The organism is Halalkalibacter alkalisediminis (genome assembly GCF_028610705.1).
In the GTDB taxonomy this organism is placed as follows: domain Bacteria; phylum Bacillota; class Bacilli; order Bacillales; family Bacillaceae_D; genus Halalkalibacter; species Halalkalibacter alkalisediminis.
In genome coordinates, this window is sequence record NZ_JAQQWT010000015.1 from 48246 (window position 1) to 71345 (window position 23100).

Below are 23100 nucleotides of genomic sequence, written 5' to 3' on the forward strand. Positions count from 1 at the left end.
GTTTAGAGAGGAGTGATCTCATGGAATCTGTTTATATTGCGATAATTATTATTTGGATCTTTCTCTTTATGTACGCTATTGCGGGATCGATTGACTTTGGAGCCGGATTTTGGGCGATGTACTACCGGAAAAGAACGGATACAAAAGCCGCAAGTATTGCAAATCGTTATTTATCTCCTTCGTGGGAAGTGACCAACGTATTTTTGGTCTTACTTGTTGTCGCCTTAGTTGGTTTTTTCCCTGGCGCTGCAGCAACACTAGGAACACTAATGATTGTGCCTTTTTGCTTGGTTCTATTCTTTTTAACGATTAGAAGTGCCTTCATGGTTTATTCTTACACCGTTCAAAAATACACTAATATGCTCGTTATCATTTCAGGGGTAACAGGATTATTAATTCCTGCCCTACTAATTAGTATTTTGCCAGCCGCAATAGGAGGATTTGTTGAAACGATTGGCGATCGACAATATGTCTTGCTCAATCAGCTGTTCACAAGCCCTACTTTCTACACCCATTTAGGATTTGGACTTAGTACAGAGCTATTTTTGTCCTCTTTGTTATTAAGTGATTATGCACGTGAAGCTAATTCAGAAGAAACATATCATGTATACCGTAAAAATGCGATTATCCTTGGACCTATAACCTTATCCTTTGCTGTAGGTGCAATTTTCACGTTAATTCCAGAAGCGTTTTGGATGTTTGAAAATATGGCTAATGAATGGTTGCTATTCACCTTATCCTTACTAGCTTTTGCCACCGGTTATAGTGCCCTTTGGTGGCCGTCTAAAAAAGTAAGTGTCGGCCAACCACGAGTAGCCGTACTCTTAATTGCTTTACAGTTTGGGTTAGCGAGCTTTGCCTATGGTTCAGCCCATATGCCCTACTTCCTTTATCCAAATGTCACGATCTACGATACATTCACAAATGAGATCATGTTTCAATCCTTGTTAATCGGCTATGGGGTTGGGATGGCCATACTCATTCCTGTTTTCATCTGGTTCTGGCGTCTGTTTATGAAAGATAAGCGATATTTGAGACAGGAAGCACCTCACTAAATCTTTTAATAAACCACAAAATCTTGAGGAAAAATGTCCTCAAGATTTTTGTGCTCTATTCAAATCTCTTCAATCTTCAAATACTTTTAAGTCTAATACATCTTCAACTACAATGTGTAATGTATTCAAAGTGTACGAAGTGCAGAGTTTATTTTCCGTGACTCGAAATAAAAAAGGGAAAGGGAAAGACATGAAGTACCAAAGAGGGAATTATGACAGTGTATTCTCGTTTTTCGTGATTTGAAGTACCTAAAGTGTATAGTTAGGTCTCTAGATCAGAAAATATTTTGCATTTCATTATAAAAGGCTACACTTATACTAATCCATCTCTGCTATAATAATTGAATCGTACGTAATAAGGGAAAAAGCATAAGAATGCATTTACTTGTGCTTCTGTTGAACGTTTTTTTAGTCTATAAGAAATATTGGTTATCTTTGTCTTTTGAATGATTATTAACGAGCGGAGGAATTAAGATTATGGCTAATTTGCCAAATTGTCCAAAATGTAATTCAGAATATACATATGAAGATGGAAATCTCCTTGTTTGCCCAGAATGTGGACATGAGTGGACCCTTGAGTCAGAAACTGAAACAATCGAAGAGAATAAGACGATCAAAGATGCAAACGGAAATATTCTAAATGATGGTGATACTGTAACAGTCATCAAAGATCTCAAAGTAAAAGGAAGTTCACTAGTCGTAAAGATAGGAACAAAAGTAAGAAATATTCGTCTAGTTGAAGGGGATCACGATATTGATTGTAAAATTGATGGTTTCGGAGCGATGAAATTAAAATCTGAATTTGTTAAAAAAGCGTAAATACGAAGTAATCCTCGAACGAAAAGTTATCCAAATATGGGTGGCTTTTCGTTTGAGCAGTTTAAAAGAAAAAAAACAAATAATAAAAGCCGAGTATAAAAACCTATTCGATTTTACACTCGACTTCTTTTGTTCCCTTATATTCGATTCGGCTTTGCTCGACTATTTTTTACTCACCAAAATCAACATTGTGATAGACTTGCTGTACATCTTCTAAATCCTCTAATGCATCAATCAATTTTTCAAATTGAACTTGATCTTCTTCCAAAAGTGTTACGTCATTCTGAGCAAGCATTGTTAATTCAGCTACGGTAAAATCTGTGATCCCAACATTTTTAAACGCTTCTTGGACTGCATGAAACATGTCTGGTTCAGCATAAACGATAACCGCTTCATCTTCTTCTATAATATCTCGAACGTCGACATCTGCTTCCATCAAAAGTTCAAGTACTTCATCTGCTGTCTTTCCTTCAAGACCAATTACCGCTGTGGCATCAAACATAAATGCAACTGATCCACTTACTCCCATGTTACCGCCATTTTTCTTGAACGCAGAACGCACTTCAGCAACTGTACGGTTGACGTTATTTGTTAACGTATCAACGATAACCATTGATCCATTTGGTCCAAATCCTTCATAACGAAGTTCGTCATACGTTTCTTCTGAGCCGCCTTTGGCTTTTTCAATGGCACGATCAATAATTGATTTCGGTACACTATATGTTTTTGCACGCTCAAGTACAACTTTAAGCGCTCGGTTTGATTCAGGATCTGGTTCACCTTGCTTTGCCGCTACATAGATTTCACGACCAAACTTTGCATAAATCCGGCTTGTATTTGCATCTTTTGACGCCTTTTTTTCTTTAATATTATTCCATTTACGACCCATAACGTAACTCACTCTCTTTCCATTTATATCTCACATTAGCGTCTTATCGCTTTATAGCGTTTAATCTTTCCCCTAATACAACTAGGTTATATTATACCTTATTTATATGGAATTTTTCGAGCTTAAAAAACAATTACAAGCATTTTATGTATGAAAACTGTTTGATTTCCCATCTAAAGTTCTAACAAAAATTCAAAGAATTTCAAAATAGCTGTTGACTCACCTTTAATCTGTTATATAATAGAAAATAACATAGGTTTATTGTTATAAAACAGAAAGAGAGGAGGAATTAATCATGAGTAGAATGGAGCGCCAAAACATGGTCCGATATATTGAACAGACAAGAAGGATTCATCGTGATGATTTGCTTTATATGACAGATGCTGATATTGAACACATTTATGAAACAACTTACTTTCAAGAAGAAAACGCGGAGTAAAGGAGGATGCTAAATGGAAACGTACGAGAGAGCTTATCGACAATACACTGAACAATGCGAGCTATTTGGGATGCAGCCAATCGATATGATAAAATTCATTCAAACTGTAACACAAGAACAAGTTGAACAAATGATAAGCCAATACACTAACTAAACTTTGGAGTGAAAATATGAATAGTGACATTGATGTCTCCTAATGCCATCCGTTTAATCCTAACTTTTAGGAAAACAGGTGGCTTTTTATTTACTTGTAAATGTGGCAACAAGCAAAAGAACTAAATCGTAATGGATTTAGTCCTCTCTGCCATCTTATTTTGTTACTTTTCTGTCAGTTCCATAAATTCATCAACATCTACTAACACAAGGTCAATGGCTTCCTGCCAGAAATCTTTGCTTGTTAAATCAATTTGAAGGTGCTTCAGAGCTAAGTCTTCAACTGTCATACTCGCTGTATCCTGTAGCAAAGCAATGTAATCATCTTCAAATGAACGTCCAGCTTCGAGCGCTTTTTTATAAATACCAAGACTAAATAAGAAACCAAACGTATACGGGAAATTATAAAACGGAACACCTGTAATATGGAAATGTAATTTTGACGCCCAGAAAGTTGGCGAATACGATGAAAGTTGATTTCCATAAGCTTCTTTTTGAGCTTCTTCCATTATTGAATTCAGCTCATCAACTGACAACATTTTTTCTTTACGAGCTTCATAAAACCTTGTTTCAAATAGAAAGCGCGAATGAATATTCATAAAGAAAGCGAGCGAGCGCGAGATTTTATTTTCAAGTAATGATAGCCTTACATCTTCTGAAGGAGCTTCTTTCACTAAAGCATCCGAGATGATCGTTTCAGCAAATGTAGAGGCCGTCTCAGCTACATTCATCGCATATCGTTGTGCAAGTGGGTCCATATTCTTTAAGCAATGCCCATGATAGGCATGTCCAAGCTCATGAGCTAAAGTTGCGACATTCGCCATCGTGCCATCGTAAGTCATAAAAATGCGCGACTGTTTAGATAAAGGAAATGATGTGCAAAATCCACCTGGTCTTTTTCCAGAGCGATCTTCTGCTTCAATCCATCCATCACGTAGAGCTCCCTCTGTAAACGAAGCCAATTTCGGACTAAACGTGTTAAAATGCTTAATAATTAGCTCACAAGCATCTTCATATGAAATCGTTGTATCCCCTTCAACTGGTAGTGGAGCATGAACATCATGCATCGCAAGCTTTTCGACTCCTAGTAACTGCGCTTTACGTTCCATAAACTTATATAGTTTCGGTTTATTATCTGTAATTGTTTGCCACATAGCATCTAACGTTTCTTCTTTCATACGGTTAATGGCAAGTGGTTCTTTTAATACACTATCCCATCCTCTTGCTTTATATAAATTTAGGCGAAAACCCGCTAAATGATTTAAGGTGGAAGCAAATAAATCTCCTTCTTTTTCCCACGCTTTCTCTGAAATATCAAACGCCTTCTCTCGCACGTCACGATCAGCACTATTTAAACGGTTTTGCAGTTGACCTGCTGATAATAATTTTTCTTCTCCATCCTCTTCAAATGGAATTTGCATACGACCAACTGCACTATTATAAACATTTCCCCATGCATGGTAGCCGTCAATAGCAAGTTGTCCTGCTAACTTTTCTTGTGCTGGAGGCAATTTTTCATTTGCCTGTGTACGACGCTCTTCTAAATTGAAAATGACACCTGACAAAGAAGGACGTGAGATTAAACGGTTCCACTCCTCTGTAGATAGAGCAACCATTATATCTTCAAGAACGCCCCAAATATTTTGAATTTGAGTATTTTGTTCTGTGATCTTTCCAAGCCATAGCATAGCTTCTTTGTCTTTTACATCTTGTGCTGTTAAGCAGCTAATAAAAGCTCCAGCCTCTCTCGAACGCTGCATATAAACTTGTACATTATGTATATAGGCTTCTAATCGGTCTAGCGTCATTTCCTCATTAAGTAGATGATCTAGATTTTCCAAAAGTTGATCTGTTTCTGCCACAAATAATTTAAATTCTTCTGACGTGCTTCCACCTTTAAAAATCGATTCTAAATCCCAAACTTCCGGAAACTTCATAAAACGATTCCTCCTCAATATTTCGATACCCGTAATAACAGTTTATCAGAATTTTAACAATTAAACCACAAATACTAAGAAAGATGTTTTCACCTTACAAAATGTTCTATAATGTGGATATCTATGTTACAAAGGGGTGTGAAAACAGGAATGAAACTAGACACTACCGACCGAAAAATACTAGAGCTCTTAACGATTAATGGGCGTATGTCATATGTAGATATCGCAAAAGAACTCGGGCTCTCTCGCGTAGCTATTCGTGAACGTATCAATCAGCTAATGGAAGAGGAAATAATCGAGAAATTTAGCGTTGTGATCAATTCAGATAAAATAGGAAAAAAAGTTTCGGCTTTTTTTGAAGTAGATTGCGAACCGACATGTCTCGTTTCAGTAGCAGAAACATTAGCAGAGAATCCTAAAGTAGCTAGTTGCTATCAAATGACAGGTCCTAGTACCCTTCATATGCATGTACTTGTCGAGGACTTTGAGCAATTAGAACAGTTTATTAATGAAGAACTATATGCTTTAAAAGGAATCACTAGAGTTGAAAGTCATATTTTGCTTAGACGTTTTAAAAGCCGTAGTGGCATGAAATTGTAATGAACACACATCTATATAAATAGTTCGACTCGGACACCTTTAACTCCTTGGTCGTTAAATAAATAAATAAATAAATAAAAAGTCTAACTAAAGTGAAGAACGTTAGGAGGATTCATCTCTTAACGTTCTTCTCACATCTTGATAGATAAAATTACCAAACCGCTATATGACCATCTGTTCTTGACTCCGTTCCTCCAACTAAGACTCCAGTTTCAGGATCTCTCCAAATAATTTGACCTCTTCCAAACGGCCCACCATCTACTTCCACTTTTATTTGATGTCCTTTTCGGGTTAAAGCCTCTGCAATATGTGGAGAAAGAGAACGCTCAACATGAACTCTTTTTCCTACTGACCACATCCAGCGCGGAGCATCTAAGGTCGCTTGTGGATTCAATGCAAAATCAACTGTATTAACAACCACTTGTACATGACCTTGTGGCTGCATAAACCCACCCATTACACCAAATGGACCTACTGCCTCGTCTCCTTTTGTGAGAAAGCCAGGAATAATCGTATGGTACGTTTTCTTGCCTGGCTTGAGGGCATTGTCGTGGCTTGGATTAAGTGAAAAGTTATGTCCACGGTTTTGCATCGCAATCCCCGTCCCAGGAACAACAATACCAGAACCAAAGCCCATATAGTTACTTTGGATGAAAGATACCATGTTTCCTTCACCATCAGCTGTAGCTAAATAGACCGTTCCACCTTTTTGTGGTGTCCCCGGCTCAGGAGTAATCGCTTCTTCACCAATTAGGTCGCGACGTGTATTCGCATACTCCTCAGAAAGAAGTTCATCAACAGAAACACTCATCGAACTCGGATCTGTAATATACTTCATTCCATCAACGAAAGCTAATTTTATGGCTTCAATTTGCTTATGATACGTATCGACTGATTCTTTTTCTGTAAATCTATAACCTTTTAAAATATTCAACGCTTCTAACGCAATTAACCCTTGGCCATTCGGTGGAATTTCCCAAACCTGATAGCCACGATACTCAACACTAATCGGCTCAACCCATTCAGGCTTATATGCTTTTAAATCCTCTTTTCTTAAAAAGCCTCCGTGCTGTTGGAAGAAGGCATCAATTTGATCCGCCAACTCTCCTTCATAGAAGGCTTTTCCGTTTGTTTCTGCGATTAACCGTAGCGTATAGGCATGTCCAGAAGATTTCCACATCTCACCGGCTTTAGGAACTTTTCCATTAGGCGCAAAAGTCTCAAACCATGGCTTAAATTCGTCTCCTTCTACGGAACGTGAATAAGCTTTGTAGGCATTACCCCAATATTTAGCGAGCGTAGGAGACAGAGGGAACCCTTCTTCTGCGTATTTAATAGCAGGTGCTAATACATCTGTTAATGATAATTTTCCGAATTTTTGCGAAAGCTCCGCCCAAGCTCCAGGAGTTCCTGGTACGGTCACCGGAACCATTCCAAACTTAGGTAACTCTTTTTCATAACCAGCTTCTTTAACCGCCTCAATCGACAGGTTTTTTGGTGACTGACCACTTCCATTAAGTCCATGAAGCTTTCCATCTACCCACACTAAAGCAAAGCAATCAGAGCCTATGCCATTAGATGTTGGTTCTACTACCGTTAAGCAAGCAGCAGTTGCAATCGCTGCATCAATCGCATTACCTCCAAGTTTTAATATATCTAATCCAGCTTCAGCTGCTAACGGCTGCGAAGTAGCAACCATCCCTTTTCTGCCGTATACAACGTTTCTTTGAGATGAATAAGGATATGTATGCGCATCAAAACTCATATGTTATTTCCCCCTTAACGATCTATTTATTTCGAAAAACTAAACAATTATATTTTAATTATAATGGAAACTAACAAACGTCGTCTATTAAAGATTTCATTTTTCTGATAATTCCAGTATTTTATCCAGCTACTACTGGAACAGGTCTTTCCAAAATGTTTGACATTCAGCACAATAAATTTCTTGTTGTCTATTGCACAAATTGCGGTTACTCAGAACTATATAATAGTCAAACTTCAACCGCATCAAATATAATTGATTTCTTTTTTGGTAGCTAAACTCTTCTCATCTTTTTTATGTAATATAAAAAGAAAGACTCCAGAGAGCCTTCCTTTTTCTGAGAATTAGTTATTAATGTGTTGCAAGTATGGAGAAATATCAAATCCTAAGTTTTCTGCAAGACGACTTCCTAGACTTTCATCTGCACGGTAGAAGTTACATACAGCAAGAAGTTTCGTTTGCTCAGCAACAGATTGTAAGTCATTTGTCAGGTTTTTCACTAGAGCGTCTTGCTCTTCCTTAGAATAACGACGGTAAACTTGACCAGCTTGACCAAAATTGTTCGTCTTATCAATTTCTCGTCTGCCAGCAACACCTTGAATAGGCATTTGGGCATCTGTATAAGCACCATCTTCTTTTGGCGTGTGCTCATAACGATTTGGCTCGTAGTTAATACGTTCTTCTTGTTGCTTAAATGTCATTGCACCATCACGTTGATTGTTGCTTACTTGGGCAAATGGACAGTTAATTGGTAGTTGTAAATAGTTAGGACCAACGCGGTAACGTTGTGTATCTGAGTACGAGAACAAGCGGCCTTGAAGTAATTTATCTTCAGAAGGCTCAATTCCTGGTACTACTACACCTGGGTTGAATCCAACTTGTTCCGTTTCAGCAAAGATATTCTCAGGGTTTTTGTTTAGTGTCATTGTTCCAACAAGTTGATACGGAATATCCTCTTCAAACCAATCCTTTGTTGCATCAAGTGGATCAAAATCAAAATGATCCATATCAGCTGGCTCTAGAATTTGAACATAGAAGTCCCACTCTGGAAAATCACCATTTTCAATTGCTTCATATAAATCTTGACTCGCATGGTTAAAGTTGTTAGCTTGAATTTCAGCAGCCTCTTCAGCTGATAGATTTTTCACACCTTGCTTTGGAACCCAACGGAACTTAGCATAAACCGTGTTACCAAACTCATTAACTAGTTTAAGAGCATGAACACTCGAACCACGCATATGACGGTAATCAGCAGGAATTCCTTCATCTGATAATAGATGCATTAACATATTCGTTGTTTCAGGTCTTAGCGTCCAGAAATCCCAGTAACGATCAGGATCTTGAAGTCCAGTACGAGGGTCTGGCTTTAAAGAATGAACTAAGTCAGGGAATTTCATCGCATCACGAATAAAGAATACTGGAAGATTATTTCCTACTAAATCCCAGTTTCCTTCTTCTGTATAAAATTTAGTTGAAAAACCACGTGGGTCACGAAGAGTCTCAGGAGAATGGAGACCATGAATAACTGTTGAGAAACGAACAAACACTGGTGTTTCTTTACCTACATCTGAAAACAATGCGGCTTTTGAATAACGCTTTAAGTCATTTTTTACTTTAAATACACCATGAGCTCCAGCACCACGGGCATGTACAACACGCTCAGGAATACGCTCGCGATCAAAATGAGCTAGCTTCTCAATTAATTGATAGTCTTCAAGTAAAGTCGGCCCACGTTGACCAGCCGTACGAGAGTTTTGATTGTCGTAAATAGGAGCACCTTGATTTGTTGATAATTTTTTCATATTTATTCCTCCTCTAAAACATTTGTTTATTTAGTTTTTAACCTATTCCCTTAAATATGGAACACATTTAAGGAGTGATCAACAACGTTTTTGGTCGTTTCATCAGGTAACTTTTACATTGCTGGAATTATGTATCGCAATGTACTTAGAACGTTAAAGAAGTACCTACCACCCAACCCAGCCATTTCCATTTTTTCTTCCACTCCTATTCATGTATAGATGAATTCTATTAATAGGAATAGAGAATTAGAGAATTATAGAATGTAAATGTAATACTTGCTGAATTACAAAGTTCAGAAACTACAATAACTTCTTTTTTATAATTATTATTAACTGATTACGTTTATCATTTTACAAAACGATCAAACCAATGTCAACGATAAACGATAATTATTTTAAAGAAAGAATTGAAATTACTTTTTCTTAATGACAAAAAACCTGTAGAACCAATGTTCTACAGGTTTAATACCTATGGAGCACTCTATTATTTTCTCATCTTAAGTAAACCTATTGAAAAAACTCTTCATTAAATGCTTATTTAACGGAAGATCTTCCTTAAGAGACTCATTGCCTTTTCATCCTGTCTATAACGAATAGGTAGATCAAATCGAGTTGTCTGCTTCAATATACTTTTTCTATGGGTAAAAGCTAAGAAACTGTTATATCCATGATAAGCACCTATTCCACTTTCACCCTTTCCACCAAACGGCAAATAAGGTGTAGCTAAATGCATAACCGTATCATTGATACACCCTCCGCCAAATGGAAGTTCATGAATAAACCGTTTCTGCATTTCTTCATTCTCAGCAAATATATAAAATGCCAATGGGCATGGTCGATCACGAATGATTGAGATTGCCTCTTCCGCTTCTCGATAAGAAAAAATAGGTAAAAGAGGTCCGAATATTTCTTCTTTCATCATTGTTTCGTTCCAATCAACTTCCTCAAGCAGTGTAGGTGAGATCACAAGGTTTTCACGATTGAAATCTCCACCTTTAATCACTTCACCCTCATTTAAGAATGAAAGTAATCGTTCAAAGTGGCGCTCACTCACTATTCTAGGGTAACTCCCACTTTTTATCTTTTGTGAGAATAACTCATCCATCTGTTTCTTTAAATGATTGAGAAAACTATCTTTTACCTCTTCATGGACGAGCACATAATCAGGAGCTACACATGTCTGCCCTGCATTAATAAACTTTCCCCAAGCTATTCGTTTAGCAGCCAAGTCTAGCTTGGCACTCTTATCAACAACTGCTGGACTCTTGCCTCCAAGCTCTAGTGTAACAGGAATTAGTTGCTTGGCGGCCGCTTCCATTACTACTTTTCCAACTGCCACACTTCCTGTGAAGAAAATATAATCAAATGGTTGCTCTAACAATCGTTGACTTGTCTCTACCGCACCTTCTACAACGCAAATGTAATCTTTACTGTAAGATTCATTCAAAAGCTCTTTAATAATTTTAGAAGTGTTCGGAGTTAACTCCGATGGTTTTATCACAGCACAGTTCCCACCTGCAATGGCTCCAATTAAAGGCGCAAATGCTAATTGAACAGGGTAATTCCATGGAGCGATAATAAGCGTTAAGCCATGTGGTTCTGAGTACACAACTCCCCTAGAACCAAAATGAGAAATAGGTGCCTTTACTTTTTGAGGTTTAGACCATTTTGTTAAATGTTTAATGGTATGAGATATTTCTTGATAAAGAGGAGCAATTTCTGTTAGGAACGCTTCCTCGGTCGACTTATTCAAATCGACCTTTAACGCGTTCATCAAATCATGTTCACGTGTTTTAATGGACCTTTTTAAAACTTCTAACTGCTCTTTGCGAAAAAAGATATCTCGAGTTTTTCCTTGATGAAAAAATAATCGTTGTCTTTCTAACAGATCGACATACATGATTCTCTCTCCTATTTCAATATGATAAATAGTAAGTATGCTATTGGAACCACGATCGCAAACACACTCTTCATTCTCTTCATAAATGTTTGCTTCGATGATCGTTGACCTTCTCTTCTTAAACGGAAGGCCTCTAGAACTTGGCCATGCAAATAAACAGCATTATCTATTTTATTCAGACTTTTAAATCTTATCATTATGTCTCTTTTCTTTGCATTATCTTCTTCATCCTGCTCCCATTCTATTTCAATTCTAGCCCCTTTTTTGTTCTCTAATTGAAATATATAGACATGAGACTCCGAAATATCTTTCTGTTTAACTTCTTTTTCATAGTCATAACCTAAATGATCAAGCACTCTACGAACCGTACTGACTGCAAAGAGCCAATCGGTTTGATAGAGAGTTATTTTAGGAAGCCGGTAATACCTCCAACCTGTTATAACTGCAATGAAGATCAAAAAAATAATAAGAATCAGATCGACACCAACTGGATTGATAAGAACCGGAACAAAGGTCATAACAAAAGACGTCAGAAGATAGAATACGGGGGATTCTACTTCTATTCCATTCTGATTATTTTTTGAAAAAACTTCTTTGAGTGATAGAAAAGACAAAATGAACAGTAAAATCAAGATTCCTAACGTTAGTTGCATCGTTTCCCTCTTTTTCCCTTATACAGTGAAGACTAACATACTATTTACGTCCGTAATCAGCCTTTATTTCTCCCCATTGTTCTGTATGCCACTTGGCTATTTTATTGTTATAACTATTTGTTTGTAGCCATTTTTCTGCCCGGTCCATTAAAGACCATATATATGCTGTTTTTTCATTACGCTCTAATGTGGACTTCGCCTTTTTTTGCTTGACCCATTTGATCGCTGTCATTGAATCGGAATAAATAGTTTTGGAGCTCCCTTGCTCTTTCAAATAAGCTAATCCATGGACAATAGCAAGAAATTCCCCCATATTATTCGTACCAATATGAATTTCATCATGAGCAAATAGAATTTCTCCTGTTTTTGTGTCTACACCCTTATATTCAACAATACCAGGATTCCCCCGACAGCCTACATCAACCGAGATGCTATCCCAATCTACTTCCTCATTTACTTCTTGCTTTACCGTTTTTGACTTTATTTTAGAGCCACTTGAATTTGTCCCACCTGTAAAAGCAGCTTCAGCCTCTTCTTTACTCGGAAAGGATTTAAATCTGGCTCCTGTGAAACCTTTTACTTGAGCTTCACATTCAGCCCATGTCGTAAAAATCCCCGCCTTTCTTCCTTTCCAGACAACATAATATTTCTTTTTTGCCACAATGACACCTACTCTTTGAATAAGATTTTGATCTAATGAAATAGTAACAGTGAAACCATTTTTAGACAATCACAAGGAGGCTTCGTCCATGGATAAACGAAATAGACAAAAAGGTAAAGCGTTAACGAACAATCAAACCCCTAAAGAAAACTTATTAAACGAAGATGTTTCAAGTGAAATGATTGATAACGGAAGTAATAAAGCGAACGAAAAGAAAAAATAATCTTTAAAATGTTTACAGGCAGTAGTTCTTGTCAATAATGGTCCTAAAAACGAGGTGCAATCCAGCATGAATGTAACCATTAATCGCAAACGTTCAATTAAAGAGCCTGGTGACCTTATAAGCACAAAAGGAAATAAACTTTATGCCATTATAGAAGATCTTGGTGAAAAATTTCCATACCACCTTCTCTGCCTTGAAACATTTACAATCATTGAGAGCTATGACTCTCTCCCATCAAACCAAGAGATTGAAGAAGATATCGGCGACAAACTTGATGGCATCTATCAACATCGCGACTCGCATATTACACTGAATTAAAAAGAAGAGAAAAATCCAAGAGAGGCTACTGAGAAAGGTTGATTTTGACCTTTTTCAATAGCCTCTTACTATTTTTGAGATTAATTAAACGTTTATTTAAGATCCATACCTTCAAGTAAAACAAATGTAAACCCTTTGTCTCTTAAGTCTTGAACAGCTTTTTTGACTCCCATTGCAGTTCCACTATCTGGTTGATTCATGTGTAAAAGAACAATCGATCCATTGGTTGCTCCAAGTATTGCTTGATGAACTTGCTCTGCTGAATACGTTGCTCCTGCATCACCTAAAACATCAAAATTCACAATTTCCATTCCTAATTCATTCACAATTTCCACTGCGACTTCATCATAATAAGCCGTTCCTGAGCGAAACAAAGTCGGGGCCCTTCCTGTTAAAGCTTTAATCGTTTCTTGATTCCCCATAACTTCATGTTGAATGGAGACAGGGCTGTCAGTACCCTTTATTCCCCAAGCTGACTGACCATTTACAGACAAAGGCACGTGATCAGTACCATGATTTTCAATTTGAAACAAAGGATTGTTCGCTAAATCGAGGAAAGCTTGTTCATGTTCCTTAATCCATCGTTCATTAAAGAATAACGTAGCTGGTACTTGTTCTTCTTTTAAGAAATTCATCAATTCCTCGTCATACCCATTTCCAAAAGGTCCTCCACATGCATCGAAAGTCAGAGCAATCACTTTTTCATCCGTATTTATTCTCGTTTTCACGCCTTCTACACTTTCCCCCCACTGAAGTGGTTGACGATTTTCGTATGTAGCTAAGTCCATTTCAACCTGATCATCTTCGTCTTCTGTAACAGGGTCCTCTATCTTGTCTGAAGTCTCTTCTCCTTTTTCTTTCGAATCTAAATCAACTTCGTCTCTCTCAGGCTCTATCATCGTTTGGCAAGCTGTAATGATCCATACTAGAAATACGATCACAATAGATATTTTTTTCACCTTGCTACCTCCCTCTCAAAAAAACATCCCCCTAAGATAACTTAGGGGGCCGTCGATTACTCATTTTTAGATGACTCTGTTTCTAACTTTTCCTGTTCTTCATACCAATCATCTAATACTTTCGCATCTAACACTCGACCTTCAACAAAAGCCGCTTGCTTTTCTAAAAATAAATTCTTCCACTCCACGTCCATATCTTCCGCAATTTTCACTACGGTCAGTAACTCCTGCCATGCAACATAGCGTTTATACCAGAAAAATTGAGGCTGTTCCGTCATATACGGGTAAAGATCATCAAACTCCGTATGCTTACAATCAACCGTTCGTTCAAATTGATTTTTGGCTTTTAAAACTCGATCTTCAAAATACGTACAAACTTCTTCCTTCTCCACCAGCAATCCCTCCCTGAAAAACATTCTATCTGAAACAAAAAAAAACAGTGAGTCACATCAATGGTTGATTATCGTACTTAAGCCTATGCAGTATCCCACTCATTCAGAATAACTAACAACATATTTTAATAATAACACGAGTAATGTACATACTAAACGAAAAAGATTTAGAAAATTTTGTTACAGTCATTTACCCACCCAAAGTGCTCTTCTTTGGGTGGGTAAATGACTTCCTCTCATCCAAAGCGTTCTTCTTTGGATGCCATTCACGCTACTACTCAAATCAACATCATTAGAGAGGTATCACTTCCTCTCATGCAAAGCGCTCTTCTCTGTATGCAAAACAACCAATTCCCTAAATCAAGCTTCTTTAATATCGCCAACATCTATTCTTTAGAGTAAACCTCAATAAATCAGCGCAGAATTCTATATATCGTAAACAATTTTGCACACACCCTCCAACTAATTTCATCATTTGTATAGGGGAGTTGATTTAATCTCAACGATTCAATAAAGCGTCCAACTCTTCCTGAAGTAAGAGCGGTAAATAATTTACCTCTGCCGCATCGTCTGGATAGGAAAAACCAAGGGACTTGCCCTCGACGACCTCAAGTATTTCTTGAATAACTTCATCCATGCCTTGAACATAAAACCGCTGCATAAATTCAAAGTTAAGAGGCTCCTTGGGTAAATATTCATTGGAGCACACACTTGCATCGACATAATTTACATACGTACGACAAGAGATCGGTCTAATTTCATAGACCATACAACTGTTTGTTTTCTGATCTAGAAACACACAAGGGATTCCTAACTGTTTGTACTTTATTTTATAAGCATCATCTTTTTTGAAATCAATTTGCTTAACATCGCTTAATAGTGAAGAGTATTTATCGATATAGGCCGATACTTGATTTAAGACTTGTTTCTTTCTTTCCTTGTCCATTTGATTAATGAACATCAACATTAATTTTGCTTCTAAGCGCGTGATTACGATTGGAAGGAAACAACATTGCGCACACCCCAAAGTACATGATGATTTTAAACTTACTTCGTCTTCAATTTTATTAACCTCCGTACTTACTTGGGACAGAAGTTTCTCAAATGCCTCCGCTAAGACATTTTTAACATGCTTCCCTTCACTTTCGTCTAAAACTTGATCTACTACATCTAGAAACGGGAGATCATAATCATACTGACGTTTATTAATCAATTCCACCTTGCTAGACAACTCTTTATAACTTAAAGGCTTTTCCACTAAAAATACAGCTCCTAATCATAAATTCAACCTTCATAGTAGTAGATTTATCATGAAATTGCGACTATTTTTTTACATTAACTGAAATAGTGGTAGTTCATTGACGAGAAAGCCTTTACGAGCTAAGATAAATAAGTATAAATACGTATCATTCGACAAAATTCATCAATTTTGAGAGGAGGAGCACCTATGTTAATAGTGAAGAAAGTACTAAATAACAATGTTCTTGTCGCAGAACACCCTGAATATGAGGAAGTTGTCCTTATTGGAAAAGGGTTGGGTTTTGGGAAAAAAACTGGGGATTCCGTAGCAGGAGAACAAGCTGAAAAATTCTTTGTATTAAGAGAAGCGAAAGATCAAGAGCAGTATAAACAACTCCTTGATTATGTTGATGAAAATTTTATCGGTCTTATGAACGATATTATTGAAATTGTCGAAGATAGGTTTTCAAATCGTTTGGACGAGCACATTCATATTACTCTGACAGATCATTTATTTTATGCGATAAAGCGAGTAAAACAAGGGTTGGATATCAAAAATCCATTTCTCTCAGAAACGGAACTTGCCTATCCAAAGGAGTTTACCGTTGCTAATGAATTAATCGAGTATTTAAATAAACAGTTAAACATTGATATTCCACCTGGTGAGATCGGTTTTGTCGCCCTGCACATTCATAGCGCGCTGTCGAGGCGATCGCTAATGGAAGTCAACAGACATACACAGTTGATCGCTGAGTTAATTCATGTTATTGAGGAATCTCTTCAAGTCGATATTGATCGAAAAGATCTTAATTACCTTAGATTAGTTCGTCATCTTCACCATGCTATTGAGCGGATTAATAAAGATCAATACATCGAAAATCAAGAACCCTTAAAAAAAGTATTGCAAGTGGAATATCCGTTATGCTACAATTTGTCTTGGAAATTGATGAAAATTATGCAACAGACTTTGAAAAAGTCGGTTCCAGATGCTGAAGCTGTCTATTTAACTCTTCACCTTCAACGACTTTCAAAGCAATAAAATGCTATTATCATAAACTTTTTTACGTGTTACTGGTTATGCAGGCATGAGAGGAAAGGAAATGATTACACTTAGAGGAATTTTTCTAAGTGTTGTCTATCCCTTACCACTCATGCCTTTTTTGTTGCATAAAATTCAATTTACTATTCAAACTATAGCTATAAGGAGGAATCATTATGTTTAAAAATTCGTTTGGAGTCTTGCAACGTGTCGGTAAAGCACTTATGCTCCCAGTTGCACTATTACCAGCTGCCGGGATCTTGCTTGCCTTCGGTAATGCTCTTCAAAACCCAGATCTAGTGGCTCGTATTCCAGCTCTAAATGCAGAGTGGATTATCATGCTTGCTAGCATCATGGAAAGTGCTGGTGACATCGTTTTTGCCAACTTAGCTCTTTTATTTGCAGTTGGGGTTGCCATTGGTCTCTCAAATGGAGATGGGGTTGCTGGACTTGCTGCTCTTATCGGTTACTTAATTATTAATGTAACGATGAGTGTCATTGGTGGGTATGGTGATTGGACACAGGAAATGGTATCAGGTGATCCAGGTATCTCATATGTACTAGGTATTCCAACTTTACAAACAGGAGTATTTGGAGGGATTATAGCCGGTTTGCTCGCTGCCTATACGTACAAAAAATACTTTAACATTGAACTCCCGTCTTACCTCGGTTTCTTCGCAGGAAAACGTTTCGTTCCAATTGCAACAGCGTTTTTCGGTTTATTATTAGGTCTTGCCCTATACTTTGTATGGCCAACGATTCAAGTAGGGTTAAACAACCTTTCTTACCTAATGGTTGAAACGAATCAAACCGTATCTGCCTTTATTTTTGGGGTTATTGAACGTGCCTTGATTCCATTCGGGCTTCACCATATTTTCTATTCACCATTCTGGTTTGAATTTGGTCAATATACAAATGCAGCCGGGGATATTGTTCGTGGTGACCAACGAATCTTCTTCGCACAAATTCGTGACGGCGCTGAATTAACGGCTGGTACATTCATGACTGGTAAGTTTCCATTCATGATGTTTGGTCTACCTGCTGCAGCATTAGCTATTTACCACTGCGCACGTCCAGAACAAAAGAAAATTGTTGCTGGTATCATGGGTTCTGCCGCTTTAACTTCTTTCTTAACAGGGATTACAGAACCAATCGAATTTAGTTTCTTATTTGTTGCTCCGGTTCTATTTGCGATTCACACAGTGTTTGCCGGTTTATCATTTATGGTTATGCAAATCCTAGATGTTAAAATTGGGATGACATTCTCTGGTGGGGTTATTGATTTCTTATTGTTTGGGGTCCTTCCGAACAGAACAGATTGGTGGCTCGTTATTCCAGTCGGTCTTGTGTTCGCTGTCATTTACTACTTCGGTTTCCGTTTCGCTATTAAGAAGTGGAATCTAATGACACCGGGTCGTGAAGATATGGCAGAAGATGATAAGCCTGCATCAGCTGGTGGTACATCTGAGTTACCATATGACGTACTTAAAGCACTAGGTGGCAAAGAAAACTTAACAAACTTAGATGCATGTATCACTCGTCTTCGCGTAAGTGTAAATGATGTTGAAAAAGTCCAAAAAGACACATTAAAGAAACTCGGTGCTTCAGGTGTTATGACAATGGGTAATAACATCCAAGCTATTTTCGGACCTCGTTCCGATCAGATTAAAACACAGATGCAAGATATTATCAGTGGTCGTACACCAGTTCCAACAGAAGAAACAACAACTACTAACGGAGCTGTTGTAGGAGATATCTCATTTGTTTCACCTATAGCAGGGAAAGTCCTCCCTATTACGGAAGTTCCTGACCAAGTTTTCTCAGGGAAAATGATGGGTGATGGTTTTGCAATCGAGCCAACTGAAGGACTTGTGAAATCACCTGTTTCTGGTACCATCATTAACCTTTTCCCTACTAAGCATGCGATCGGTATTTTATCAGATGAAGGAAAAGAAATTTTAATCCACGTTGGTCTTGATACTGTTAACCTAAAGGGTGAAGGATTTGAAACTCTTGTTAAACAAGATGATAAGATCAAACAAGGACAAGAATTGCTACGCTTTGATCTAGATTTCATTAAAGCAAATGCAACTTCTTCTATTACTCCGATTGTGTTTACAAACCTTGCAGAAGGTGAGTATGTTCACATCAGTAAAGAACAACAACAAGTTGGAACAGGTGACTCTGTTATCTCCATTAAGCAAAAGTAAGTAATAAAGGGTCCTTCCGGTTAACGGCGGGACCTTTCATTCTCTTAGCATCTTCTTAACATCCTAAGCATATATATGTAAAAGCCAGGGTTCACTCCTATAAAAACAGAACGAGTTAGCCACATTGCTTTCTCGTTCTGTTTATTTATTTTGATGAAAAGGGTGATGTTAAGATGTAAATTGGTAGTAAAGGTTGGTATGTCAAGCAACTGAAAGACAGAGGTATTCGATATCTCGAAGGAAGTAAAATTGAACAGTATAAAGCCCACGTTTTAGCATACCTATATAAAGAAACAAAATAAGTTTCAATACCGATTCAGGTTCTTTAACAGACTTTGTTTACTTCCTTTGAGGGTGACAGAAAAAGTCCTAATACGACTTTTCTCGTCACTCTCTTTTATTTCCACCAAGGACTAAAGACCTAAAAAAAGCCTACAATTCGTCAAAATACCTTATAAGTCCCATATTCCTCTCATATTCTTACATAGAAGATGAGTACACTGTCATCTATATTTACATTTCTTTTATTGTTACAATCAGGTCTAGCCTAAACTAAAACACAAAAGATGGTGAAAAAAATGTGGAAACATGCAGAAATAGGAATAGACTTAGGAACAGCCAATACACTCGTCTACAGCAAAGAAAAAGGCATAATTCTAAACGAGCCGTCTGTTGTAGCTATTAATATTGATACAAATGAAGTACTAGCTGTAGGTTTAGAAGCTAAAAACATGGTAGGAAAAACTCCAGCTAACATCGTTACAGTGCGTCCTCTTAAAGACGGTGTTATCGCTGATTTTAATATGACAACACATATGCTAAAAGCAATCATGAAAAAGGCTAGTAAGAAACTGAACTTATCAGTTAGAAAACCAAGCGTCATCGTTTGCGCCCCCTCTGGTTCAACCTCAGTTGAGCGTCGTGCGATATTAGATGCAATTAGAAGTTGCGGAGCCAAACATGCACATATTATTGAAGAGCCATTAGCCGCAGCCATTGGCGCCGACTTAACGGTAGAAGAACCTATCGCTAATGTCGTGGTCGATATCGGTGGTGGAACAACCGAAGTCGCTATTATTTCCTTTGGTGGTGTAGTAACCTGTCATTCCATCCGAATTGGTGGAGATAAATTCGACGATAGCATCATCCAACATGTTCGAAAAACGTATAATATAATCATTGGTGAACGAACAGCTGAACGAATAAAAATGGAAATTGGTTATGCACCTATTGACCATGAAATATTAGAAACAGAAGTTAGAGGGCGGGATTTAGTGCACGGCTTGCCTAAGACCGTGACCTTGCAATCAGTCGAAATCCAAGAAGCATTAAAAGAAGGCATGCTTCAACTGCTTGAATCGATCCGAGCGACACTAGAAGATTGTCCCCCTGAATTAAGTGGAGACATCGTCGATCAAGGCGTTACCCTAACTGGTGGAGGGGCTTTGATAAATGGGATGCAAGAATGGCTAGCAACGGAGATCTCAGTTCCTGTTCATATCGCTCCTAATCCACTAGAAGCTGTTGCCATTGGTACCGGCCGTTCATTGAAGTTTATTGATAAATTACAGAAAGTCTAAAGAACTTTAAATAACAAATAAAAAGTGTTGAACATAAAAAATGTTTCAACACTTTTTATGCTACTCATTAACGAGAATGCTTAGCTTAACTGTTTTTCAGATACGACTTCTGCTTTGCTGATAAAATTCAACACGATAGTGTCCACTACTTTAATTATAATCAAAGTAGTTATAATTCGCTACATTAATTTACCATTTAGACACAAACAAAGGGTCAAAAAAACCAATAGGATTTCGACCCTTATACTCATTTCCATATTAATCTATTTCTTATAACGAATCTACTAAGAACACATGTTAACATCATGTCGTACTAGTCAGAGAGAAAGTTAATTCTCAATCTAGCTTATATAACTTGGGTACTCTACTGGAAAAAACGGGTACCTCTTTTCTTATGCGTTGAACTTCGTTTAAATCTAAATCCACACGAATGGTTTCTTCCTCTGTAGATGACGCTTTAACAAGTATGTCTCCCCAAGGATTAATGACCATAGAGCGACCTGCAAACTGAACACCATTATAAGCACCGACACGATTACAGCTAACGATATATACTTGATCTTCAATCGCTCTAGCTTGCTGCAAAACTTCCCAATGCGACGCTCTTGCTTCTGGCCATTCTGCCACAACAAAAACGACTTCTGCTCCTTCTAAGGCTAGTGTTCTCACTAACTCAGGAAAGCGTAGATCATAACAAATAATGACACCCATCTTCTTTCCATCTAATTCAAACACACGTACTGAACTCTTGCCTCCCTCTAAGTAGATATGTTCATCTAACATTGGAACGAGATGCATCTTATCATAGGTATGGACGATCTTCCCTTCGCGATTCATGATAATGGAACGATTATAAATACTTCCCTCTTCTTCCACTGCAATAGAACCTGCAACCAAATTTACATTGAATGTCTTTGCTAAGTTTTGCAAGAAGGGTTCCGTTGTCCCTTGATCAGCCTTTACAATTTCTCTCAATGTAGGAAGCGTATACGCTGTTGTCCACATTTCAGGTAAAACCAGAACATCAACTTCCCCATCCCTACAAACAGTCTCTACCCATTCTTGGACTCTCCTTCTATTTTCGATAGGGTTACCAGGGGTTAGATCCATTTGATAACTAGCTATTTTCATGATAATCCCTCCCCTTTTGTACGCTCTTTCCCCTCTTTCGTTACAGCAAATGTTCTTATCATGTTTTTTATAAGACTAACGTGACGAAAGCGAAGCGCTGACCAATCCTCATCAATTGCTACTTGGCGAACTGGCTCAAACCCTTTCTCTCCTAATAAAGTCGCAACCGTTTCTCTACTGCAGTCAGAACCTTTGTATTTTTTCGACGATTTCTTCGGATAACTAAGCCAGAGTAAACCATCTTCTTTAAGCAAACCAACAGCTTGAATAGCCACCGTTTTCAACTCTTCATTTGTTGTTCCAAACATATGAATAAATCCATACTCATCCATTTTAGGTTCCGTATGAATGTCTATTTCGAAATCAACCATGACCTCCTGATATTCCTTAGGTGCCTGTAAAATAAGAACTGGTTGGTTTTCTAGTTTACACTGAAGCTTTTTCATAATAGGATGTTGTTCCATCTAAACGAATCTCCTTTCCGATCCTTGTACTCCTTACATTATATCATCTTGGTTATTCTCCTAACAAAAAAGGACTAAATCTTATAGACTTAGCCCAAGCATTTAAGCAGCATCGACGAATTGCCGTTGATGGTTCGCCCGAAAGAATTGCGGATATTTTTTCGCGAGAAGTACTAATACTCCAAGTGTTAGTAACATTTCTGGAACTAGGTAAGAGATATTATAGAAGAACGAATATAAATATACATTCCACCCTTCTGGTGCATACTCACCAAACCAAACGACACCGGACGTATAATGACTGAGAAAACGCAAAGTCGTTGCAAAAATTAATCCTGTAACAATCATCTTCACACTAGGAACTGAATCCCTCTTCAAAGCAAAAAGACTTGCGAACCCTAAAACAAGATAAGCAACCGGATAATCAAGAAGCAGCTGTATTGGATGAACAACATATCCACCAGTAATAAGATTAAGCATACCCACTAGAAAGCCTGTTACAATCCCCATTTTCCACCCACGTCTAAAAGCAATAACAAAGATCGGAACCATAATGAGAGAAATCGAGCCACCCATTGCCCAAAGTGCACCAAATTTCACTTGATTTAAGACCAAAGCTAAGCCCGTCATTACAGCTACCTCGATCATTGTAAGTAAGCGATCGCGATTCATACTAAAAAACCTCCATTTTGTTTTATCCACAAAAAGAGGTTTAGTAATTGAAATTGGTCATGTCTGCACGATTAAACAAACATTTGATTCATTACTCAGCCACTTCCCTACGCTAGTATGAACTAGATCAGGTACTTAGAGTTGAGGACATACCTCTCTCAGTCACATGACACCCCTAGTGGATAAACATTATTTTTTTG

General features: G+C 37.6%; 24 protein-coding genes, 1 pseudogene and 1 riboswitch. Of the genes and pseudogenes, 12 read left to right on the forward strand and 13 right to left on the reverse strand.

Annotated features, from left to right (window positions below):
- Window positions 1-20: 20 nt before the first annotated feature.
- Together PQ474_RS17495 and PQ474_RS17500 are read left to right on the forward strand one after the other, a co-directional pair.
- Complete coding sequence (locus tag PQ474_RS17495; protein ID WP_273845921.1) at window positions 21-1055, forward strand: cytochrome d ubiquinol oxidase subunit II; 1035 nt, start codon at window positions 21-23, stop codon at window positions 1053-1055.
- 477 nt (window positions 1056-1532) lie between these two features.
- Window positions 1533-1874, forward strand: coding sequence for a zinc ribbon domain-containing protein YjdM (locus PQ474_RS17500; protein ID WP_273845923.1), 342 nt, complete (start codon window positions 1533-1535; stop codon window positions 1872-1874).
- Between the two features lie 169 nt (window positions 1875-2043).
- Here PQ474_RS17500 and PQ474_RS17505 read toward each other — a convergent pair whose 3' ends face one another.
- On the reverse strand, window positions 2044-2763 hold the full coding sequence (locus tag PQ474_RS17505) for a YebC/PmpR family DNA-binding transcriptional regulator (RefSeq protein ID WP_273845925.1): 720 nt from the start codon (window positions 2761-2763) through the stop codon (window positions 2044-2046).
- Between the two features lie 295 nt (window positions 2764-3058).
- Here PQ474_RS17505 and PQ474_RS17510 point away from each other — a divergent pair, with 295 nt between their 5' ends.
- Both PQ474_RS17510 and PQ474_RS17515 read left to right on the forward strand, forming a co-directional pair.
- On the forward strand, window positions 3059-3202 hold the full coding sequence (locus tag PQ474_RS17510; RefSeq protein WP_273845927.1) for a BH0509 family protein: 144 nt from the start codon (window positions 3059-3061) through the stop codon (window positions 3200-3202).
- A 13-nt stretch (window positions 3203-3215) separates the two neighbouring features.
- On the forward strand, window positions 3216-3356 hold the full coding sequence (locus PQ474_RS17515) for a hypothetical protein (protein ID WP_273845929.1): 141 nt from the start codon (window positions 3216-3218) through the stop codon (window positions 3354-3356).
- A gap of 163 nt (window positions 3357-3519) precedes the next feature.
- On the opposite strand, the gene PQ474_RS17520 is transcribed toward PQ474_RS17515, so the two are convergent.
- Complete coding sequence (locus PQ474_RS17520) at window positions 3520-5292, reverse strand: M3 family oligoendopeptidase (protein ID WP_273845931.1); 1773 nt, start codon at window positions 5290-5292, stop codon at window positions 3520-3522.
- 150 nt (window positions 5293-5442) lie between these two features.
- On the opposite strand from PQ474_RS17520, the gene PQ474_RS17525 reads away from it, so the two are divergent.
- Window positions 5443-5892 (forward strand): Lrp/AsnC family transcriptional regulator, encoded by a 450-nt coding sequence (locus PQ474_RS17525; protein WP_273845933.1) that lies wholly within the window; start codon window positions 5443-5445, stop codon window positions 5890-5892.
- A 151-nt stretch (window positions 5893-6043) separates the two neighbouring features.
- Here the strand turns inward: PQ474_RS17525 and PQ474_RS17530 are convergent, their stop codons facing one another.
- The gene (locus PQ474_RS17530) at window positions 6044-7657 is read right to left on the reverse strand and encodes a gamma-glutamyltransferase family protein (RefSeq protein WP_273845935.1); all 1614 of its coding nucleotides are present in this window, start codon (window positions 7655-7657) and stop codon (window positions 6044-6046) included.
- 128 nt (window positions 7658-7785) lie between these two features.
- Here PQ474_RS17530 and PQ474_RS17535 point away from each other — a divergent pair.
- A pseudogene (locus tag PQ474_RS17535) lies at window positions 7786-7935 on the forward strand (zinc ribbon domain-containing protein); the annotation flags it as partial.
- Window positions 7936-8001: 66 nt separating this feature from the next.
- Here PQ474_RS17535 and PQ474_RS17540 read toward each other — a convergent pair.
- From PQ474_RS17540 to rnhA, 4 genes are all read right to left on the reverse strand, one after another.
- The gene (locus tag PQ474_RS17540; protein ID WP_273845937.1) at window positions 8002-9459 is read right to left on the reverse strand and encodes a catalase; all 1458 of its coding nucleotides are present in this window, start codon (window positions 9457-9459) and stop codon (window positions 8002-8004) included.
- A gap of 538 nt (window positions 9460-9997) precedes the next feature.
- Window positions 9998-11359 carry an aldehyde dehydrogenase gene (locus PQ474_RS17545; protein WP_273845939.1) on the reverse strand — a complete coding sequence of 454 codons (1362 nt, stop codon included), beginning with the start codon at window positions 11357-11359 and terminating at the stop codon, window positions 9998-10000.
- An 11-nt stretch (window positions 11360-11370) separates the two neighbouring features.
- Window positions 11371-12012 carry a hypothetical protein gene (locus PQ474_RS17550; protein WP_273845941.1) on the reverse strand — a complete coding sequence of 214 codons (642 nt, stop codon included), beginning with the start codon at window positions 12010-12012 and terminating at the stop codon, window positions 11371-11373.
- Window positions 12013-12052: 40 nt separating this feature from the next.
- Window positions 12053-12673, reverse strand: a complete 621-nt coding sequence (gene rnhA, locus PQ474_RS17555) for a ribonuclease H (RefSeq protein WP_273845942.1) — start codon at window positions 12671-12673, stop codon at window positions 12053-12055.
- A gap of 88 nt (window positions 12674-12761) precedes the next feature.
- Here rnhA and PQ474_RS17560 point away from each other — a divergent pair, with 88 nt between their 5' ends.
- The gene (locus tag PQ474_RS17560; RefSeq protein WP_273845945.1) at window positions 12762-12896 is read left to right on the forward strand and encodes a hypothetical protein; all 135 of its coding nucleotides are present in this window, start codon (window positions 12762-12764) and stop codon (window positions 12894-12896) included.
- Between the two features lie 66 nt (window positions 12897-12962).
- Complete coding sequence (locus PQ474_RS17565) at window positions 12963-13214, forward strand: hypothetical protein (RefSeq protein WP_273845947.1); 252 nt, start codon at window positions 12963-12965, stop codon at window positions 13212-13214.
- A gap of 92 nt (window positions 13215-13306) precedes the next feature.
- On the opposite strand, the gene PQ474_RS17570 is transcribed toward PQ474_RS17565, so the two are convergent.
- The 3 genes from PQ474_RS17570 to PQ474_RS17580 all read right to left on the reverse strand — a co-directional run bounded on the left by PQ474_RS17570 (window position 13307) and on the right by PQ474_RS17580 (window position 15823).
- Complete coding sequence (locus PQ474_RS17570; protein WP_273845950.1) at window positions 13307-14173, reverse strand: polysaccharide deacetylase family protein; 867 nt, start codon at window positions 14171-14173, stop codon at window positions 13307-13309.
- Window positions 14174-14229: 56 nt separating this feature from the next.
- On the reverse strand, window positions 14230-14565 hold the full coding sequence (locus PQ474_RS17575) for a hypothetical protein (protein ID WP_273845952.1): 336 nt from the start codon (window positions 14563-14565) through the stop codon (window positions 14230-14232).
- A 499-nt stretch (window positions 14566-15064) separates the two neighbouring features.
- Window positions 15065-15823 (reverse strand): YkgJ family cysteine cluster protein, encoded by a 759-nt coding sequence (locus tag PQ474_RS17580; RefSeq protein WP_273845954.1) that lies wholly within the window; start codon window positions 15821-15823, stop codon window positions 15065-15067.
- 189 nt (window positions 15824-16012) lie between these two features.
- On the opposite strand from PQ474_RS17580, the gene glcT reads away from it, so the two are divergent.
- From glcT to mreBH, 4 genes are all read left to right on the forward strand, one after another.
- A complete protein-coding gene (gene glcT / locus PQ474_RS17585; protein ID WP_273845956.1) occupies window positions 16013-16843 on the forward strand; it encodes a glucose PTS transporter transcription antiterminator GlcT in 831 nt (276 codons plus the stop codon).
- Window positions 16844-17019: 176 nt separating this feature from the next.
- Window positions 17020-19053 carry a glucose-specific PTS transporter subunit IIBC gene (gene ptsG, locus PQ474_RS17590; RefSeq protein ID WP_273845959.1) on the forward strand — a complete coding sequence of 678 codons (2034 nt, stop codon included), beginning with the start codon at window positions 17020-17022 and terminating at the stop codon, window positions 19051-19053.
- Between the two features lie 179 nt (window positions 19054-19232).
- Complete coding sequence (locus PQ474_RS17595) at window positions 19233-19355, forward strand: DUF2639 domain-containing protein (RefSeq protein ID WP_273846023.1); 123 nt, start codon at window positions 19233-19235, stop codon at window positions 19353-19355.
- A gap of 276 nt (window positions 19356-19631) precedes the next feature.
- A complete protein-coding gene (mreBH, locus tag PQ474_RS17600) occupies window positions 19632-20633 on the forward strand; it encodes a rod-share determining protein MreBH (RefSeq protein ID WP_273845962.1) in 1002 nt (333 codons plus the stop codon).
- A 336-nt stretch (window positions 20634-20969) separates the two neighbouring features.
- Here the strand turns inward: mreBH and PQ474_RS17605 are convergent, their stop codons facing one another.
- The 3 genes from PQ474_RS17605 to thiT all read right to left on the reverse strand — a co-directional run bounded on the left by PQ474_RS17605 (window position 20970) and on the right by thiT (window position 22900).
- Window positions 20970-21764, reverse strand: a complete 795-nt coding sequence (locus tag PQ474_RS17605) for a carbon-nitrogen family hydrolase (RefSeq protein WP_273845966.1) — start codon at window positions 21762-21764, stop codon at window positions 20970-20972.
- Complete coding sequence (locus tag PQ474_RS17610) at window positions 21761-22228, reverse strand: DUF3052 domain-containing protein (RefSeq protein WP_273845967.1); 468 nt, start codon at window positions 22226-22228, stop codon at window positions 21761-21763. Before PQ474_RS17610 ends, PQ474_RS17605 begins: the two co-directional genes overlap by 4 nt.
- Window positions 22229-22330: 102 nt before the next feature.
- Window positions 22331-22900 carry an energy-coupled thiamine transporter ThiT gene (gene thiT / locus PQ474_RS17615; protein WP_273845969.1) on the reverse strand — a complete coding sequence of 190 codons (570 nt, stop codon included), beginning with the start codon at window positions 22898-22900 and terminating at the stop codon, window positions 22331-22333.
- An 87-nt stretch (window positions 22901-22987) separates the two neighbouring features.
- A riboswitch (TPP riboswitch) is annotated at window positions 22988-23087 on the reverse strand.
- Window positions 23088-23100 lie beyond the last annotated feature (13 nt).

Bases quoted from the DNA above. Each gene is read 5' to 3' on its own strand.
- PQ474_RS17500 (WP_273845923.1), top strand. From the start codon at position 1,533: ATGGCTAATTTGCCAAATTGTCCAAAATGTAATTCAGAATATACATAT.
- ptsG (WP_273845959.1), top strand. From the start codon at position 17,020: ATGTTTAAAAATTCGTTTGGAGTCTTGCAACGTGTCGGTAAAGCACTT.
- thiT (WP_273845969.1), bottom strand. From the start codon at position 22,900: ATGAATCGCGATCGCTTACTTACAATGATCGAGGTAGCTGTAATGACG.
- glcT (WP_273845956.1), top strand. From the start codon at position 16,013: ATGTTAATAGTGAAGAAAGTACTAAATAACAATGTTCTTGTCGCAGAA.
- PQ474_RS17550 (WP_273845941.1), bottom strand. From the start codon at position 12,012: ATGCAACTAACGTTAGGAATCTTGATTTTACTGTTCATTTTGTCTTTT.
- PQ474_RS17565 (WP_273845947.1), top strand. From the start codon at position 12,963: ATGAATGTAACCATTAATCGCAAACGTTCAATTAAAGAGCCTGGTGAC.
- PQ474_RS17515 (WP_273845929.1), top strand. From the start codon at position 3,216: ATGGAAACGTACGAGAGAGCTTATCGACAATACACTGAACAATGCGAG.
- PQ474_RS17525 (WP_273845933.1), top strand. From the start codon at position 5,443: ATGAAACTAGACACTACCGACCGAAAAATACTAGAGCTCTTAACGATT.
- PQ474_RS17560 (WP_273845945.1), top strand. From the start codon at position 12,762: ATGGATAAACGAAATAGACAAAAAGGTAAAGCGTTAACGAACAATCAA.
- PQ474_RS17610 (WP_273845967.1), bottom strand. From the start codon at position 22,228: ATGGAACAACATCCTATTATGAAAAAGCTTCAGTGTAAACTAGAAAAC.
- PQ474_RS17530 (WP_273845935.1), bottom strand. From the start codon at position 7,657: ATGAGTTTTGATGCGCATACATATCCTTATTCATCTCAAAGAAACGTT.
- mreBH (WP_273845962.1), top strand. From the start codon at position 19,632: ATGTGGAAACATGCAGAAATAGGAATAGACTTAGGAACAGCCAATACA.
- PQ474_RS17520 (WP_273845931.1), bottom strand. From the start codon at position 5,292: ATGAAGTTTCCGGAAGTTTGGGATTTAGAATCGATTTTTAAAGGTGGA.
- PQ474_RS17495 (WP_273845921.1), top strand. From the start codon at position 21: ATGGAATCTGTTTATATTGCGATAATTATTATTTGGATCTTTCTCTTT.
- PQ474_RS17510 (WP_273845927.1), top strand. From the start codon at position 3,059: ATGAGTAGAATGGAGCGCCAAAACATGGTCCGATATATTGAACAGACA.
- PQ474_RS17545 (WP_273845939.1), bottom strand. From the start codon at position 11,359: ATGTATGTCGATCTGTTAGAAAGACAACGATTATTTTTTCATCAAGGA.
- PQ474_RS17505 (WP_273845925.1), bottom strand. From the start codon at position 2,763: ATGGGTCGTAAATGGAATAATATTAAAGAAAAAAAGGCGTCAAAAGAT.
- PQ474_RS17605 (WP_273845966.1), bottom strand. From the start codon at position 21,764: ATGAAAATAGCTAGTTATCAAATGGATCTAACCCCTGGTAACCCTATC.
- PQ474_RS17540 (WP_273845937.1), bottom strand. From the start codon at position 9,459: ATGAAAAAATTATCAACAAATCAAGGTGCTCCTATTTACGACAATCAA.